The sequence below is a fragment of the Rheinheimera sp. genome (assembly GCF_037442525.1).
Classification (GTDB): Bacteria; Pseudomonadota; Gammaproteobacteria; order Enterobacterales; family Alteromonadaceae; genus Pararheinheimera.
Genome location: NZ_JBBIQD010000002.1, coordinates 200,208 through 216,287 on the forward strand (window position 1 = coordinate 200,208; position 16,080 = coordinate 216,287).

The window sequence follows — 16,080 nt, forward strand, 5'->3', positions numbered from 1 at the left end:
AGGCAAAAACTGTTCCAGTTTGAAAGGTCGATAACGTGATTGCTGGATTAGTGACGGAAATCATCCGGTATGGGCAATTCTCTGGCAAGGGCTTTGGGTCGTTTGCCTTTGCCTTTTCGGAACATATTCAGCTGATAGACATAAGCCAGTACCTGCGCCACCGCGGCAAACAGCTGCTCAGGTATGGGCTGGTCCAGTTCTGTGGTGTAGAAGACAGAACGGGCCAGTGCGGGAGATTCCAGCACCGGCACTTTATTTTCTTCGGCAATTTTACGGATCATCAGTGCCACTTCGTCAGCCCCTTTGGCAATGACCACAGGGGCGCGGAACTTGGCCTGATCGTACTTCAGTGCCACGGCAAAGTGCGTCGGGTTGGTCACCACCACATCGGCCGTTGGTACGGCAGACATCATGCGGCGCTTGGCAGCCTGATACTGCAGGGTACGGATCCGTCCCTTGACTCTGGGGTCCCCTTCCTGATTTTTAAATTCGTCTTTGACTTCCTGCAGTGTCATTTTCAGGTTCTTATGGTGCTGCCAGGCCTGATAAGGCGCGTCAATCATTGCAATGACGATCACGCTGCAACAGATGCCAAAAAACACCCAGGCCAGAATTTCCACAGCGCCATAGATGTCGTCCGGCGTGCTCATCATCGACAGCGCCATAATGTCGTCGAAAAAAGTGCTGAGTAGCGCGTAAGTCAAGCCCCCTATCACCAGCACTTTGCCCACACTTTTCAGCAACTCCACCATAGCCTGCATACCAAACATGCGTTTAAGGCCGCTGGCAGGATTCAGTTTGCTCCACTTAAAGCCAACGGCCTGCCAGGTAAAGTTGTAGCCCCCCACTAAAATGCTACCGACATAAGCGGCCAGCATAATCAGCAAAAAAAACTTCAGCAGCGGCGGTAACAATTCCCAGATAGAATCGCCCCAGGCGGTAAACATGGAATAAGGGTTAAAAATATCTTTTTCGTCCAGCGACAACAGCCGACGGCACACCTCCAGCACTGAAGCCGCAATTTGAGAGCCAAACATCAGAATACCTGCACTGCTGCCAAGCAGCACCGCAAAAGTTGCCAGATCCCTGGACCTTGCCACCTGACCTTTTTTACGGGTGTCTGCCAGTTTTTTACTGGTGGGCTGTTCGGTCTTTTCCTGTCCGGATTCCGCCATTAGCGCCTCCCGTACTTAGCAGCCGTCATGGTCAGCAGCCAATCAACCGGCAGGTATAGTCAATGCTGTACTGCCAGTTCAGATTAAAGTGATACAAAAAGGTATCCAGCGTCAGATACATGATCAACAAACCGGCGATCATGCTGATGGGCATACCAATGGAAAAAATATTCAGTTGTGGCGCCGTACGGGTCAACACACCAAAGGCAATATTCACCACCAGCATAGCGGTCACAGGGGCCATGGTGATGGCCAAAGCAGTCACAATAATCCAGCCGCCAAACTCAGCAATCTGCCAGTATTTGTTCACATCCAGCCACTGACCGTTAATCGGCAGCGATTCAAAACTGAACATCACCAGCTGAAACATCGCCAGATGCCCGTCGTAGACCAGAAACAACAAAGTCGCGAGGATCAGGTAAAACTGACCTATGGCGGGCACCGACACCCCATTGACCGGATCGGCCAGCGCGGCAAACCCCAAGCCGGTTTGAGTGGCCAACACCTGGCCTGCCGTGACAAAGGCCTGAATAAAAATTTGCGACATAAACCCAATGGCCAGACCGATAATAATCTGTTGGATCACCTGTACCACCAGATTCAGTGACATCAGGTCCAGGTCTCGCACCGGCGGCACCACAGGCATAATCATCAGGATAAAGGCGGCGCAATAGGCCGTTTTAACCCGGGTTGGGATATTTTTTGCGCCAAAAGCCGCCATAATAAACACCATGGCAGCCACACGGGTAAAGGGCAGCATAAAGTCAGCAATAACCTGAAGTAACTGCTGCAGCGGGTAGTCCATCAGCCCAGTACCGACGGAATGCTCAGATAGAGTTTTTCGGTGTACTCCATCAGCGTCTGGGTCAGCCAATGCCCACCAAACACCAGCGCCAGCAAGGTCACAATTAAACGTGGCAAAAAGCTTAAAGTTTGTTCGTTAATGGAGGTGGCCGCCTGAAAAATGGAGACAATCAGACCGACCAGCAAGGATGGCACTATGACCACAGACACAATCAGAATGATCAACCACAGCGCGTCGCTTAAGATATCAACAAAGGTTTCCGGACTCATGTTCCCACCCCATAACTGGTTGCGAGTGTGCCCATCACCAATAACCAACCATCCACCAGCACAAACATCATCAGTTTAAATGGCAGGGACACGATCATAGGCGACAACATCATCATCCCCATCGCCATCAGAATGCTGGCTACCACCAGGTCGATAATTAAAAACGGAATAAAGATCATAAACCCAATCTGAAAGGCCGTTTTCAGTTCACTGGTAATAAAAGCCGGAATAATCACTGTGATAGGCAAATCTGCCACGTTATCAACTTTCGGCGTACCAGCAATATCGGCGAAGGTTTCCAGATCTTTTAAGCGGGTCTGATGCAGCATAAACGCCTTCATCGGCTTGATGGCTTCGTCAAAGGCCTGAATGGACGTCATCTGTTCGCTCAGATAAGGCTGCAACGCTTTTTGATTAATTTCATCAAAGACCGGCGCCATAATAAAAAAGGTCAGGAATAAGGTAATGCCTATCAGGATCTGGTTGGATGGCGACGACTGCAGGCCGATCGCCTGACGTAAAATGGCCAGCACCACAATAATGCGGGTGAAGCTGGTCATCATAATGACAATGGCCGGAATAAAACTCAGCGCAGTCATCACCGCCAGTACTTGCAGGGTCACACTGTAATCCTGCGATCCGTCCGGGTTGGTGGTCACTGTCAGTGCTGACATGGCACCTGACTGCTGAGCCAGCAATTCGGGGCTCAGCACCAGCAACAACAGAGCCAATAATCGCCACATCAGTTGGTTTCCTTTTTCCCCTGCAACAGCTGCTGCCACTGCCTGCGCCAGTCCAGCGGCGGCTGATCCGCAGATAAAGGCTGCTCCAGTTCAAATAAAAAATTAATTTGCTGCCCTGTCACGCCAAGCACCCGCTGTTTGCCCTGAATTTCAATTACGAGGATACGCTCACGTGGCCCCAACATCATTGAGCTGACCACTTTGATTTGGCCGGAGCCCGGCAGTTTCTGCGCCATTTTTTTGTAAAACCAGGCGAGCGCAAACAACAGGCCAAGCACTATGACTAATGAGCCAAATACATTCAAGAGATCGGCCCCCGACCCCACAGGGGCGGCCTGAACCGCTTCTTCAGCAACAGCCGGTACTGACAACAGCAGTGGCATCAGGTGTTTAACCATTAACGTAACTTCTTAATCCGCTCAATCTGGCTGATCACGTCGGTCAGACGGATCCCAAACTTGTCGTTTACTACGACCACTTCCCCATGCGCAATCAGGGTGCCGTTCACCAGCACATCCAGCGGTTCACCAGCCAGACGCTCCAGCTCCACGACAGAGCCCTGGTTTAATTGCAGCAGGTTGCGGATACTGATTTTCGCCCGGCCCACTTCCATCGAAATGGTGACCGGAATATCCAGAATAGTGTCCAGTTTGCGTTTTTCATCCACGGTCAGCGGCGCACGCTCTTCTTTCAGTTCATCCAGTTCGACCGCTTCGGCGCCACTGCCACCTTCAGCTTCAGCCAGCGCGGCGGCCCATTCGTCCATGGTGTCTTGTTCGTTTGCCATTACCATCTATCCTCAGTACGTTCAGACAAATTCAAATCTGCTTCCAGTTCACTGATATCTGCGTCGCTGTCCAGACGACGGCCGCCTTTGGTAAAGACGTTCATTTCAGATTTGACTGATTCAGGACGTTTAATTTTCTCAGTAATTTTCAGTGCCACGTTGTCGCGCGAACGACCCACTTTGGCCCTGTAGGTTGGTAAATCTTCAATCAGCACCGTAATATGTTCCGGAATTTCCACCGGAATAATGTCACCGGCTTTGAGATTCATCACCTGTTCGAGTGTCAGCTCGATATCCATCATTTTGGTGGTGAGATCCACCTTCACATCCATAATTTCGTCGCGCAGCGCTTTACTCCAGCGCAGGTCGGTATCTTCTTTGTCGCTCTGCACCCCTGCGTCCAGCAGCTCACGGATAGGTTCCAGCATCGAATACGGCAAGGCCACGTGGAAGTCGCCACCGCCACCATCCAGCTCAATATGGAAAGAGCTGATCACCACCACTTCGGTCGGGCTGACGATGTTGGCCATCGCCGGGTTCACTTCCGAGTCGAGGTATTCAAAGGACACATCCATCACCGGTGCCCAGGCTTCCTTGTAATCTTCAAAGATGAGCTTGAGCAGCATCTGAATGATACGGCGTTCGGTGGGGGTAAATTCACGGCCTTCAATTTTGGCATGGTAACGGCCATCCCCCCCAAAGAAGTTGTCCACCAGAATAAATACCAGGCGGGCTTCCATCGTGATCAGACCTGTGCCTTTGAGCGGACGGAACCGCACCATATTCAGACTGGTCGGAACAAAAAGGGTGTGTACGTATTCACCGAACTTAATCATCTGCACGCCGTTAATCGACACTTCGGCAGTACGGCGCATCATATTAAACAGACTGATCCGCATATGGCGGGCAAAACGCTCATTGACCATTTCCAGCGTCGGCATCCGGCCACGCACAATGCGGTCTTGTGAAGAAAAGTCATACTCAGTGGCGCCACGGCCCCGGCCGTCACCGCTGTCTTCAACCTCTTCTTCTTCGACATCATCAACGCCATGTAATAGCGCGTCAATTTCGTCCTGGGACAATAAATCAGTCAAGTTGCTGCTCTCTTATTGCATCACAAAACCAGTAAACAATACGTCTTCCACCACTTCCGAGCCGGCCACGCCGGTCAACGCATCCTGCACTTCACGCAAGGCTTTTTTCTTCAGTTCCTCTTTGCCTTCCACCGTAATCAGCTGCTCTGCATTGCTGGTGCTGAAGGTTCTGAGCAAAGTGCTTTCCACCAATGGAATATGCACTTTGGCCGTTTCTTCGTTGTTGCTGCCGCGCACCAGCAGCTGCACTTTAATTTGCACCAGCCGGTCTTTGGTCGCTCCCGGCACATTAAAAATAAAAGGCCGTGGCATAGTGACATAAAGTGCTGAGCCTTTATTGGCACCAGCGGTAGCGTCACCTTCAGCAGGAGCGGCGCCCTCGGCGGCTACCTCAGCTTCCATCGGGGCCGGCTCCGAGCCCCCCGACATCATCAGGAAGGCTCCGCCCCCTATGGCCAGCACGCCCACTGCGGCGCCTATAATAATCAGTTTCTTCTTTTTGCCTGAACCATCGGCTATTTCTAAGTCTTTACCTTTTCCCGCTGCCATTGCTCGTCCTCTTCCGGCTGAATGACCAGTATTATTGACCTCGGCTTCCGGCAAAGGCAATGATAAGTTGGTGCCCGGCTGCTGCTTTACTGGCCTGTCAGTTCATGTCAGGCGTAATAGTCCACCACCCGGTCAGACACAGCCACCTGCACCTGAACAGCAGTCAGGTCATCTTCAGTACCCAAACCATGACCTGTAGTTGCGCTGCGGCCATTCTGGCCCTGGCCAGATCCATCCGAGGCCTGACGACCTGATGAGCTGTCCTGCTGGACTGAGCCCTGGCTTAATTCAATGCCCTGCTGCTGCAACAAGTCACGTAAACGTGGCATCTGTTGTTCCATCAGGTCACGGGTCTGGCCGTTTTGTACGACAAATTGCACGGACATCTGGTCTTGCTGCATGCTGATTTTCACCTGCATTGAGCCCAGCTCAGCCGGGTCCAGCCGGATTTCTGCGGTTTGAACTTTGTCACGAACCATCAGCATCACCTGCTCCTTCAGCTGGGCAGACGCTTCCGGCTGGATCAGGTTCAGTTTTTGCCCCAACAGATCCGCCTGGCGCTGCGCCTGCGGGTTCAGCGTATGAGTGAATTCACGGTTTTGTGTCACTTTTTCCTGTGCAGTGGCTGCTTTCAGTTCTTCATGAAAGCCTTGTTGCAGGGCGATCCGCTCAGGTCGTACCGTGCCGTCAGCCAAGGTTTGCACCTGCGGCTGTGGCGACTGACCAGGCTGTTCCTGCGACGATGCGTCAGCCTCATCCCCGGCCAAGTCCATCGCAGCGTTTTGTTTGTTCAATTCTTCTGCCGACACCTTCTGCTCTGTGCCCTGCCCCCGTAACGACTGATTGGATTTCCCTTCAGCTTGTGGAGTCACGTCAGTCTTGGTCTGTTGCCCAAACAAACTCAGCGCAGTGTCTGCATTCATCTGTTCAGTTTGTTCAGCGGTGTTGCCTTGCAGCCTGTCATCAGAGGGTTCCGAGATGACAGCATTCTCTTGTGAGCCTTTTTCTGAAACCAGCTGCCCGGTCAGTGGTGCAACGACATGGCTGCTTTGTCCTTCCATCAGAGCCAACTCAACTGAGGAGCCGGATTGCAAAGTTTCAATGACAGGTAACTCGGTATCAGGGGTATCTTTGTCAGGTGTGAGGTTATCAGCACCCGCTTCGGTTTTTTTCGTCTGGAGTTTCTGCCCGGTTTGCGTGGCCATCTGCTCCTGCGCTTCCTCCGGCGACAGATCGCTACTCAGCATTGTCCGCTCGTCAGCCTGAGTTGGCGTAGCATCTGGTGCCCAACGCTCTTTTGCATTGAGTCTGGTATTTTCTGCCTCTGTCGCGGGTGCCGCTGCCAAGTCTGATTCCACAATCAGGTCTTGCTTACTGAGCTGCTGCAGTGATAGTTCTGCGTCAGTCACAGCTTCTTTCGTATCTGCAGCTAACGGCTGAGCGGCCGGCTGCAGCTTCTTACCGAGTAAAATGGCATGGTCAAGGTACTTCAGCAGCTCAAATTCCGTGGCCCCGGCAGGAGTGCTTTCTTCATCGGTTGATTCGGTCAGTGGAGCCATGACCTTTTCACCGTCGCTGTCTCCGGACTCCGTCTGGTCATGCAGCACCTGCGGCTCTGCAGTATGAATCAATGGTTGTTTTGTAAGTTCTGGTACCGCACTACCGGTCTGCAAGAACGGATCAGCCTCATCAGGATTGCCAGCAGCGTGCTGCGCAGACGACAAAGCTTTGTTTTGCTCAACAACAGGTTCAGCGTCTTGTGACGAATGGGTACCGTCAGCTCCAGTGCCTACAAGGCCCGCTTTGGCCTTCGCCGAGCTCTGCTCCGCATTAGCTTTAGCCTGGTCACTGGCGGCAAGAATTTGCCTTTTTCTTTTCTGTTCAGTCACAGAGTTTGCGGCCTGTACCTGCTGTGCCAGCTCGTCGGAAAAACGGCTGTCTGAGCCATCAGCAACCAGAGCCTTGGCGCTTTTGGCCGGGTTTAATGCGTTATCCCGCCCCATCAGTGCTGTGATCATCAAGTCGGTCATAGGTTACTCCGCCTCAGAGTGTTGCAGCATCATGGCTGCCACAACCACCCATTCTTCATCTGACAAAAATCGTGTTATTGGTTTATCTATTCAATTCCCGCGCCAGAATTTACGACACGCGACGGAAAAACTGCTGAGTGGCAATTTCATCCAGCAGTTTCTGCTCCTGCCGGGCGGCTTTGGCTTGCTGTACCAACTGCTCTTTTTCAATCAGATGCTCCAGGGCTTTGCGCTTTTTTTGCATTTCCAGATACTGCCGCATGCGCTGATCTGCAGCCGCTTTGGCTTGCTGCACCATTTGCTGTTGCTGGCTCAGCGCTTTATCCAGTTTACTGATAAAGTTCAGGTACTGATTAAATTGACGGCTCGCCAGCCCCTGCTGACCACGCTGGTGAGTTTGTTGCAGATAATCCGTCCGGTACGCGGCCAGACCGTCAAACTTTTGTTGCATGTTCTGATAGTTCGCCAGAGCGCCCTGATACAGCGCCCGCAGCTTGTCTTCTTTTTCCTGCTGGAATTTCACCAACAGTTGCAATTGCGCCAGTGCCATCCTTTATTTTCCTTTTGCCGTGGGTAACAGTTGTTCCAGCAGCGCAAGACTGTCGTCGTAAGGCACCACTTCTTTCATCTCCTGCTGTAAAAAACTGCGGATCTTTGGCATCAGGCCAATGGCCAGATCAAGCTGCGGATCAGACCCCCGCACGTACGCACCAATGGCGACTAAATCTTTGCTTTGCTGGTAGGAGGCATACAACTGTTTGACACCACGGGCCAGTTTCTGGTGCTCCATACTGGTGACCGCAGGCATCACCCGACTGATGGATTTTTCGATGTCGATAGCGGGAAAGTGACCACTGTCCGCCAGTTGCCGCGACAGCACTATGTGACCATCCAGAATGGCACGGGCGGCATCGGCAATGGGGTCCTGCAAATCATCGCCTTCCGACAACACAGTGTAAAACGCAGTAATGGAGCCCTGACCGGCCGCACCGTTACCCGCCCGCTCCACCAAGGCCGGTAATTTGGCAAACACCGAAGGCGGATACCCTTTGGTCGCAGGTGGCTCCCCTACGGCCAGCGCAATTTCCCGTTGCGCCTGGGCATACCGGGTCACTGAATCGAGCAGCAGCAACACATCCAGGCCTTGCTCGCGAAAATACTCCGCCACCTGCACGGCAGTTTCGCAGCCTTTTAACCGCATCAGCGGCGATACATCGGCGGGGGCAGCCACTACGACTGAACGGGCCCGGCCTTCTTCGCCCAGAATTTCATCGATAAACTCTTTGACCTCGCGACCCCGTTCACCGACCAGCCCCACCACGATCACATCGGCCGAGGTACCACGGGTCATCATGCCCAGCAGCACAGATTTACCCACCCCAGAACCGGCAAACAGGCCCATACGCTGCCCCTTGCCGACTGTAATAATGCTGTTGATAGCGCGAACCCCCACATCCAGCGGTGCATGGATAGGCTGACGTTGCAGCGGATTAATCGGAGGTTTTTTGCGGCCGCCAAATTCCTGACTCAGCACAGGGCCTTTGCCGTCCAAAGGTTTACCAGCGCCGTCAATGACCCGGCCCAGCAGCGCCATGGTCAGAGGCACCCCTTTGTAATCGTGCAATGGTGTAACACGGGCACCCGGTACCACGCCGGATACATCGTCTTTTGGCATTAGAAACAGACGGTCGCTGGCAAAACCAACCACTTCAGCATGCAGCTCGCCAGTCGCGGTTTCCACGCTGCAGGTCTGGCCTATGCCAGCAGTGCAGCCAGTGGCCTCCAGTGTCAGCCCTACGACACGAACCAAGCGGCCAGCCAGAGTGGGCCGCGACCGCTGAATATACTGTTCCTGTTGTTTCAGGTGGGCCAGAAGGTCGGTTGCAGCCATGAATGTACCCGGTTAAGAAGGATCCTGTGACTGGCTATGCAAAAAGTGCTCCAGACTTGTCGCCATACGTTGTTTCAGGCTGCGATCTATGCTGGATAATGGCGTTTCTATCAGGCAGCCCCCTTGCTCCAGGCTGGGTTCGGCGCGCAATTGCCAGTGGCGCTGGGTGAGTTCAGCTTCTGTATAGTGCTGTTGCAGCACAGCCAAATCGTCCGGGTGCAGTTTAATCAGCACCTGTTCGGTTTGCAGCGGCAGTACCGCCACAGCGTCACTGACGGTCTGTAAAATCACTGCCGGGTTGGTTTTGGCTTCCACGCCAATCACTGCCTCGGCCATCCGCAACGCCAGCTCGGTCAGTTGCTGCTTCACCTGGTCATTCACTTGTGCCAGGGGTTGCTGCAGTTGGTCCACTAACTGGGAAAGCTGCTGTTTGATGGCATCCACGTCCGCTGCTGCATCTTCCAGCCCCAGTTTTTTGCCTTCCTCCTGGCCTTGTTTTAAGCCATCCTGCAGGCCCTGATTCTGGCCGTCCTGGTAGCCTTGTTCAAAGCCGGCAGCTTTGCCTTCGTTGAAACCCTCGTCGTAAGCAGCCTGGCGGATTTGTTCAATATCCTCAGCCGTTAACGGCTTTAACTCCAGCTCTGCGCTCTCGTCTGCTGCAGGCACAACTTTCGGATCAGGCCTGGTTTTATATAAGGCGTTGGTACGGTTCGGAGCCCTTTTACGGTCTGACTCAAGCTCTGGTGCCGGCCATTGCTTCAGTAACTCCAGCAGCTCCTCGTCGGGTTCAAAGGGCTGCTTACCGCGGAAATGATCGGTCATTTGCTACTCCGTCAGAGGAAATCTTCGCCGCCACCGCCGCCAAGCATAATTTCGCCCGCATCGGCCAGACGCCGTGCTACAGACAGAATTTCTTTTTGCGCCGCTTCGACTTCGCTGACCCGTACCGGGCCCATGGCTTCCAAATCGTCCATCAGCAGCTCGGCTGCACGTTTGGACATATTTTTCAGGATTTTCTCTTTTAAGTTTTCGTCGGCGCCTTTCAGTGCCTTCATCAGCGCATCCTGCTGCACTTCGCGCAAAATGGTCTGAATGGCCCTGTCGTCGACATCCAACAGGTTTTCGAACACAAACATTAAATCCTGGATCTGTTGCGCCATTTCTTCGTCGTGCTCGCGGATGGCGTCCATCAGTTGGCCTTCGACATTGGTGTCCAGGTAGTTCATGATATCGGCGGCTGCTTTCAGGCCGCCCATTTTCGCCGCCTGCGCACCGGCCTGGCCGGCAAATTGTTTTTCCATAATTTCGTTCAGTTCCTGCAACGCCGCGGGCTGAACTTCTTCCAGGTTGGCAATACGCATGGTTAAATCCAGCCGCACCTTTTCCGGGAACTGCGACAGAATTTCCGCCGACTGCTCCGGTTCCAGATAAGACAGCACAATGGTCTGGATCTGCGGGTGTTCGTTGCGGATGATGTTGGCCACCTGCTTCGAATCCATCCACTTCAGCGAGTCCAGACCTTTGGCGCCACCGCCCAGAATAATCTGGTCAATCAGATTCGAGGCTTTTTCTTCACCCAAGGCGGCCGTTAAGGCTCGGCGGATAAATTCTTCGCTCTGGAAGCCGATGGTGCTGAAGTTCTGGATCTGTTCGATAAACAGCTTGTGCACGGCGGCAATTTTGGACTGATTCAGATCTTCAATCTGTGCCATCGCCATCCCCACCTTCTGCACCTGCTTGGGTTCCAGGTGCTTCAGGATTTGCGCCGCATCCTCTTCGGACAGACTCAGCAACAGGATGGCGGCTTTCTCCACGCCATCCAGTTTGCCCACATCAAAGGTGGGTTTGATCGTATCTACATTACTCATCTTCGCTTAACCAGTTTTTCACGACCAGAGAGGACAGTTCAGGTTCGTTGGCTACCAGAGCCCGCACCGCTTTTAATAAGTCTTCGTCACCATGCAGATCCGGTAGCATCAGGGTGCCATCGGCCGCAAAACCAACCGACTTCGCATCAAATTCTTTGGTCAGCATATCCATGGTTTCATCACCCAGATCCAGACCACTGCTCAGTGAGGCTTCATCATACACCTCTGTGGTGTCTTCTGGGTAAATCAGACGTTTCAGCATCGGACGAATGACGGCCAGGATCAACACAATAATAATCAGGGTGCCGACCAGCAGTTTCGTCATCCGCATAAACCATTCCTGCTCGTAAATTGGCGGCTCTTCTGCAGTCACCAGTGCTTCACGGGCAAATGGCACAGACACCACTTCAATGGTATCGCCGCGCTGCACGTCAAAACCAATGCCCCCTTGCAGCAGCCGGCGGATATTCGCCAGCTCCGCCTGGGTCCGTGGCTGCGGTGCAGCCGCTTCGCCTTCGGCGGCCGCATCACCAGGTTTATAGTCCACCGCCACTGACACGCTAATGCGGCGGATCACACCTGATTGTTGGGTCGAATGGCTGATGGTGGTGTCCAGCTCATAGTTTTTGGTCACTTCTTTGCTGTTACGACCAGGGATCACCGGTTGGGCGCCTTCCCCGCCAACCTGTTCCGGAATATTACTGTTCAGTGGTGGCTGGTTGGATAAAGCGCCGGGGATCCCCCCCACACCGCCGCCAATGCTGTTTTGCTCAATACTCATTTCACTGCGCACAGCCGGCAAATCCGGGTTAAAGCGTTTTTGGGTTTGCTCCACCGCCGTAAAATCCATTAACAGGTCGACTTGAGCTGTGTAATTATCCACGCCCAGCACCGGGATCAGAATAGAGTCAATTTTCTGACGATACTCTTCTTCCCTGGCCCGCTCCATTTCATATTCTTTACGCACCCGGGCTGAACTGGCGTCCTGCGAGCCGCTGTTCAGCAAGCGGCCGTTCTGGTCGGTCACAGTGACACGGCTGGGCTCCAGCCCCTGAACCGCAGACGCCACCAAGTCCACAATGGCGTCAACTTCGCTTTCTTTCAGGCTTTTATTGCCTTTGACGCTGATCATCACTGTGGCGGAGGGTTGTTTTTCACGGCGGGCAAAAATGTTTTCTTTCGGAATAGCCAGCAGCACCCGGGCCGAGGCGACGTTTTGCAACTGTTCGATAGTGCGCGCCAGCTGTTGCTCACGGCTGTGTTTTAACCGTTCAGTTTCCAGACGCTGACTGACACCAAAGCCACTGTCCTGCATCAGAATTTCATCACCCGAACTTTGTTGCTGCTGCACACCGGCCCGCACCATATCCAGCTTGATATTCTGGTACTCGTCGCCATTGACCAAAATGGTGCTGCCTTCGAGTTTGTAATCAATTTTCTGCGCGTCGAGGTAATCCAGTGTGGTGATTAACTCCTGGGTTTCAAAGGTACCTAAAGGCCGCATTTCCGGCTCGCGGGCCCAGAGAATAATCAGGACGGCTATGGCTATACAAATGGTCAGCGCCACAATCAGGCTGATCTGACGCACCATATCCATCCCACCGGCGGAGCCCAGAAAGCCAGATTTCTGCTCCTGCTGCTCTGGCATCTTACTGAATTCGTCGGATGCCAGTGCCAATTCTGTTGATGTACTTTCAGCCACCTTCTACTCCTTACTACACAGGCATCGACATAATTTCTTTATAGGCTTCCACCAGCTTGGTGCGAACCTGCACAGTTGCGTCAAAAGCCAGTGACGCTTTTTGGCCGGCAATCATAGCCTGGGCCAGTGATACACGAGGGTCGCCCATCTCGACGGCCGTACTCAAATTCCGGCTTTCCCCTTGCAACGCATTGACGTTGTCCAGAGCACCTTTGAGCATGGCGGAAAAATCCGACTGGCTGGTATTAATGGCTGGCTGTTTTGGCAGCGCCAGATCCGTTGATACGGCACGGGATTCCAGCATCATGGATTGCATTTCCTGATATAAGCTATGGCCCTGGATTTTCATGGTAAGCACCTGTCAAAACTTTGTTGTCGGCTTCAGATAACAGAGGTAAAGCACAAGTCATGCCAGAGTCGGCCAATGGCCAGTGCAAAGCTCAGCAGCAACACAAAAAATAAAAACTAAGCTATTGAATTAAAAATGAATTTAACAAAAAAATCAGAGCGAGCCTGCGGAGCTTTTTAGTGAGGAGAAGGTGAAAAATTCGCAGAAACTGCTTCTCAGCAGCCTGATGTCTGTTGACGGGTCAGGCTGCTGATAAACGGGTCGGTTCAGCGCTCTCAGGCCGGTAACTGAATACCGGATTCCCGCATCCGGGCCAGTTTATACCTTAAAGTCCGGGCGCTGATGCCGAGCCGTTCTGCCACATCCTTGCGGCTGTTGGCACAGGCTTTCATGGTTTCCAGAATAATGCGGTGCTCCTGTTCGTAGAGCTCAGATTTAAACAGACTCAGATCCGGGTCCTGCACTGCTGGCACTGCCGCTGCGCTGCTGACGGGCACTATTTCCAGCAAAATATCGTCCGCGTCTATCACTTCACCATCCGAAATAATCAAGGACCGCTGCATAATATTGTCCAGCTCCCGCACATTGCCCGGCCAGCTGTGTTGCAGCAGTTTTTGTTGCGCAGCCAACGACAGTTGCGGCGCCGCCAGGCCTGTCTGACGGCTGTGCCGCTCCAGCAAGTGCTGCGCCAAGGGCAGAATATCCGCAGGCCGCTCAGCCAGAGCCGTCCAGGTCAGGGGGAACACGTTCAGCCGGTAGAACAAGTCTTCGCGAAACAGACCTTCTGCCACCGCCTGCTTCAGATCTCTGTTACTGGTGGCGACCACCCGGACATCCAGTTTGACGGTTTTCCGACTGCCCAACCGCTCAACCTCACGCTCCTGCAACACCCGTAATAACTTGGCCTGCAGGTTCAGGTCCATTTCACTGATTTCGTCCAGCAAAATGGTGCCTTGCTGGGCTTGTTCAAACTTACCGGGGCAAGACTGAATGGCACCGGTAAAAGCGCCTTTTTCATAGCCAAACAAGGTGGCTTCCAGCATGTTCTCCGGAATGGCAGCGCAGTTAATGGCGACAAATGGGCCACTCTGACGCGGGCTTTGCTGGTGGATATAGCGGGCCAGCACTTCTTTACCACAACCACTGGGGCCCAGCACCAACACATTGGCATCCGAACGCGCCACTTTGGCCGCCAGGCGGATCAACTGCTGTCCCTGCTCAGAGGCCACTACAGGTTCAATCGCATCCACAGTTTCAGCCAAAGCATAACGGGCCACCATATTCACCAGCACTTCTGGCGCAAAAGGTTTGGCCAGGTAATCCACGGCGCCCTGACGGATGGCCAGCACAGCGTCATTGACATTGGCGTAAGCAGTCATCATCAGCACAGGCAAAGCCGGGTAATTCAGCTTAATGCTTTTGAGCAGTTCAAGGCCTGAGACAGCCCCCATCTGCACGTCACTGACCACTAAGGCCACCTTATGCTGCTTTAATAAATTCAGGGCCTGCTCGGCGTTTTCAGCCTGAAGTACCTGATAATTAGCCAGGTTCAGGGTATCCGCCAAGGCTTCACGCAAACCTGAATCGTCTTCGACCACCAGAATGTTAGTTGTGTGCATAATCCAACTCCTGCGGCTGCATCACCGCCTGATACAAAGGGAAAACCAGTTCAAACCGGGCCCCACCACTTTGGCTGGTGCGGTACTGCACCAGACCATTGTGCGAGTGCACCACAGCCTGCACCACCGCCAGCCCAAGGCCTGTCCCCTGGCTGCGCGTGGTAAAAAAGGGTTCAAAAATCTGTTGCTGTAGATGGGGCGGCACGCCTGGGCCATTGTCTTCCACCGCAATCAGCACCTGTTGTGGATTGTCTGGTGCCAGCCGGGCTTCCAGCTTTAATAAGGCGCCGGGGCCTATGATCTGCATGCTGTTTTGCAGCAGGTTTTGAATAGCTCCGGCCAGGCTGCGGGCATTGCCAAGAATCTGCACATCAGGTTGCGGCAGCTCCACCTGGATCCGGCCCTGTTGCTGCTCAATCAACACCTCCACACCGGCAAAGACTTCGCTGAGCAGCTGCTGCATCGACAAAGGCACCACCTGCTGTTCACGCCCAGCACGGGCGAATAACAGCAAGTCATTGACCTGCTGTTCTAAATCCTGCAGGCGGGCCACCAGCTTGTGCTGGAACTGCTCACGGGATAAAGGGTTCAATTTTGGGCTACCCAGATTCTGTGCGTACAACAGGGCGGAAGATAACGGGGTGCGGATTTGGTGTGCCAACGACGCCATCATGCGCCCAAGCGTCGATAAACGTTGTAAATGTGCCATGCGGCTTTGCAACTGACGGGTTTCCGTCAGATCGGTCAACACGATCAACTGCCCAGTTTCGGGTTCCATCGAGCTGATTTCCAGCTTGACGCGGCGGCCATCCTGCAAAGACACTTCCATACCATCGTCACTGCGCGGCCGGAAGGCCCGGCTGATAATATCCAGCCAACGCTGACCGGTCAGAGGTTCGCCCAGCATAGAGCGCGCAACCGGATTGGCCTGAGCGACAAAACCACGCTCATCCAGTACCACAATGCCGGTTGGCAGTTTGTGGATCAGATGCTCAAGCCGTTTGGCCGTGCGAATAGCATCCGCACAGTGATTAGCTTCTGACTGCACTGCATCAATGGAAACATAGGCATAGGCTCTGCTCATGGCAACCCCGCAAAAACTTTGACATTCGCCAAAGCAATGCACAAGACATGCCACAAATATTATTGTTTTAAATCAGAACCTTAACAGAACATTTTTTTGACAGCATGGGGGCTGA

At 53.4% G+C, this 16,080-nt stretch carries 17 protein-coding genes; all 17 read right to left on the bottom strand.

Annotated features, from left to right (window positions below):
* Positions 1 to 47: 47 nt before the first annotated feature.
* The gene (gene flhB, locus WKJ03_RS05110) at positions 48 to 1,175 is read right to left on the bottom strand and encodes a flagellar biosynthesis protein FlhB (protein ID WP_337841089.1); all 1,128 of its coding nucleotides are present in this window, start codon (positions 1,173 to 1,175) and stop codon (positions 48 to 50) included.
* A 31-nt stretch (positions 1,176 to 1,206) separates the two neighbouring features.
* A complete protein-coding gene (fliR, locus tag WKJ03_RS05115; protein ID WP_337841090.1) occupies positions 1,207 to 1,980 on the bottom strand; it encodes a flagellar biosynthetic protein FliR in 774 nt (257 codons plus the stop codon).
* Positions 1,980 to 2,249, bottom strand: a complete 270-nt coding sequence (gene fliQ / locus WKJ03_RS05120) for a flagellar biosynthesis protein FliQ (protein WP_337841091.1) — start codon at positions 2,247 to 2,249, stop codon at positions 1,980 to 1,982. The genes fliR and fliQ overlap by 1 nt, the downstream gene beginning before the upstream one ends.
* Positions 2,246 to 2,992, bottom strand: coding sequence for a flagellar type III secretion system pore protein FliP (gene fliP, locus WKJ03_RS05125; RefSeq protein ID WP_337841092.1), 747 nt, complete (start codon positions 2,990 to 2,992; stop codon positions 2,246 to 2,248). Before fliP ends, fliQ begins: the two co-directional genes overlap by 4 nt.
* Positions 2,992 to 3,390: a flagellar biosynthetic protein FliO gene (gene fliO / locus WKJ03_RS05130; RefSeq protein WP_337841093.1), complete on the bottom strand. Its 399-nt coding sequence runs from the start codon at positions 3,388 to 3,390 to the stop codon at positions 2,992 to 2,994. The genes fliP and fliO overlap by 1 nt, the downstream gene beginning before the upstream one ends.
* The gene (gene fliN, locus WKJ03_RS05135; protein WP_337841094.1) at positions 3,390 to 3,779 is read right to left on the bottom strand and encodes a flagellar motor switch protein FliN; all 390 of its coding nucleotides are present in this window, start codon (positions 3,777 to 3,779) and stop codon (positions 3,390 to 3,392) included. The genes fliO and fliN overlap by 1 nt, the downstream gene beginning before the upstream one ends.
* On the bottom strand, positions 3,779 to 4,873 hold the full coding sequence (gene fliM, locus WKJ03_RS05140; protein ID WP_337841095.1) for a flagellar motor switch protein FliM: 1,095 nt from the start codon (positions 4,871 to 4,873) through the stop codon (positions 3,779 to 3,781). The genes fliN and fliM overlap by 1 nt, the downstream gene beginning before the upstream one ends.
* A 12-nt stretch (positions 4,874 to 4,885) precedes the next feature.
* On the bottom strand, positions 4,886 to 5,422 hold the full coding sequence (gene fliL / locus WKJ03_RS05145; RefSeq protein ID WP_337841096.1) for a flagellar basal body-associated protein FliL: 537 nt from the start codon (positions 5,420 to 5,422) through the stop codon (positions 4,886 to 4,888).
* Positions 5,423 to 5,529: 107 nt separating this feature from the next.
* Positions 5,530 to 7,452: a flagellar hook-length control protein FliK gene (locus tag WKJ03_RS05150; protein WP_337841097.1), complete on the bottom strand. Its 1,923-nt coding sequence runs from the start codon at positions 7,450 to 7,452 to the stop codon at positions 5,530 to 5,532.
* A gap of 109 nt (positions 7,453 to 7,561) precedes the next feature.
* The gene (gene fliJ, locus WKJ03_RS05155) at positions 7,562 to 8,002 is read right to left on the bottom strand and encodes a flagellar export protein FliJ (protein ID WP_337841098.1); all 441 of its coding nucleotides are present in this window, start codon (positions 8,000 to 8,002) and stop codon (positions 7,562 to 7,564) included.
* Between the two features lie 3 nt (positions 8,003 to 8,005).
* Complete coding sequence (gene fliI / locus WKJ03_RS05160) at positions 8,006 to 9,343, bottom strand: flagellar protein export ATPase FliI (protein WP_337841099.1); 1,338 nt, start codon at positions 9,341 to 9,343, stop codon at positions 8,006 to 8,008.
* Between the two features lie 12 nt (positions 9,344 to 9,355).
* Complete coding sequence (gene fliH / locus WKJ03_RS05165; RefSeq protein WP_337841100.1) at positions 9,356 to 10,165, bottom strand: flagellar assembly protein FliH; 810 nt, start codon at positions 10,163 to 10,165, stop codon at positions 9,356 to 9,358.
* An 11-nt stretch (positions 10,166 to 10,176) separates the two neighbouring features.
* Positions 10,177 to 11,211 carry a flagellar motor switch protein FliG gene (gene fliG, locus WKJ03_RS05170; RefSeq protein WP_337841101.1) on the bottom strand — a complete coding sequence of 345 codons (1,035 nt, stop codon included), beginning with the start codon at positions 11,209 to 11,211 and terminating at the stop codon, positions 10,177 to 10,179.
* Entirely contained in the window at positions 11,204 to 12,913 is a 1,710-nt protein-coding gene (gene fliF, locus WKJ03_RS05175; RefSeq protein ID WP_337841102.1) for a flagellar basal-body MS-ring/collar protein FliF, read from the bottom strand. The genes fliG and fliF overlap by 8 nt, the downstream gene beginning before the upstream one ends.
* A gap of 13 nt (positions 12,914 to 12,926) precedes the next feature.
* Positions 12,927 to 13,262: a flagellar hook-basal body complex protein FliE gene (gene fliE, locus WKJ03_RS05180; RefSeq protein ID WP_337841103.1), complete on the bottom strand. Its 336-nt coding sequence runs from the start codon at positions 13,260 to 13,262 to the stop codon at positions 12,927 to 12,929.
* A gap of 275 nt (positions 13,263 to 13,537) precedes the next feature.
* A complete protein-coding gene (locus tag WKJ03_RS05185) occupies positions 13,538 to 14,881 on the bottom strand; it encodes a sigma-54 dependent transcriptional regulator (RefSeq protein WP_337841104.1) in 1,344 nt (447 codons plus the stop codon).
* Entirely contained in the window at positions 14,868 to 15,965 is a 1,098-nt protein-coding gene (locus WKJ03_RS05190; protein WP_337841105.1) for an ATP-binding protein, read from the bottom strand. The genes WKJ03_RS05185 and WKJ03_RS05190 overlap by 14 nt, the downstream gene beginning before the upstream one ends.
* Positions 15,966 to 16,080: the final 115 nt, after the last annotated feature.

Bases quoted from the DNA above. Each gene is read 5' to 3' on its own strand.
- fliG (WP_337841101.1), bottom strand. From the start codon at position 11,211: ATGAGTAATGTAGATACGATCAAACCCACCTTTGATGTGGGCAAACTG.
- fliN (WP_337841094.1), bottom strand. From the start codon at position 3,779: ATGGCAAACGAACAAGACACCATGGACGAATGGGCCGCCGCGCTGGCT.
- fliJ (WP_337841098.1), bottom strand. From the start codon at position 8,002: ATGGCACTGGCGCAATTGCAACTGTTGGTGAAATTCCAGCAGGAAAAA.
- fliI (WP_337841099.1), bottom strand. From the start codon at position 9,343: ATGGCTGCAACCGACCTTCTGGCCCACCTGAAACAACAGGAACAGTAT.
- fliE (WP_337841103.1), bottom strand. From the start codon at position 13,262: ATGAAAATCCAGGGCCATAGCTTATATCAGGAAATGCAATCCATGATG.
- WKJ03_RS05190 (WP_337841105.1), bottom strand. From the start codon at position 15,965: ATGAGCAGAGCCTATGCCTATGTTTCCATTGATGCAGTGCAGTCAGAA.
- fliP (WP_337841092.1), bottom strand. From the start codon at position 2,992: ATGTGGCGATTATTGGCTCTGTTGTTGCTGGTGCTGAGCCCCGAATTG.
- fliH (WP_337841100.1), bottom strand. From the start codon at position 10,165: ATGACCGATCATTTCCGCGGTAAGCAGCCCTTTGAACCCGACGAGGAG.
- fliL (WP_337841096.1), bottom strand. From the start codon at position 5,422: ATGGCAGCGGGAAAAGGTAAAGACTTAGAAATAGCCGATGGTTCAGGC.
- fliR (WP_337841090.1), bottom strand. From the start codon at position 1,980: ATGGACTACCCGCTGCAGCAGTTACTTCAGGTTATTGCTGACTTTATG.
- fliQ (WP_337841091.1), bottom strand. From the start codon at position 2,249: ATGAGTCCGGAAACCTTTGTTGATATCTTAAGCGACGCGCTGTGGTTG.
- flhB (WP_337841089.1), bottom strand. From the start codon at position 1,175: ATGGCGGAATCCGGACAGGAAAAGACCGAACAGCCCACCAGTAAAAAA.
- WKJ03_RS05185 (WP_337841104.1), bottom strand. From the start codon at position 14,881: ATGCACACAACTAACATTCTGGTGGTCGAAGACGATTCAGGTTTGCGT.
- fliO (WP_337841093.1), bottom strand. From the start codon at position 3,390: ATGGTTAAACACCTGATGCCACTGCTGTTGTCAGTACCGGCTGTTGCT.
- WKJ03_RS05150 (WP_337841097.1), bottom strand. From the start codon at position 7,452: ATGACCGACTTGATGATCACAGCACTGATGGGGCGGGATAACGCATTA.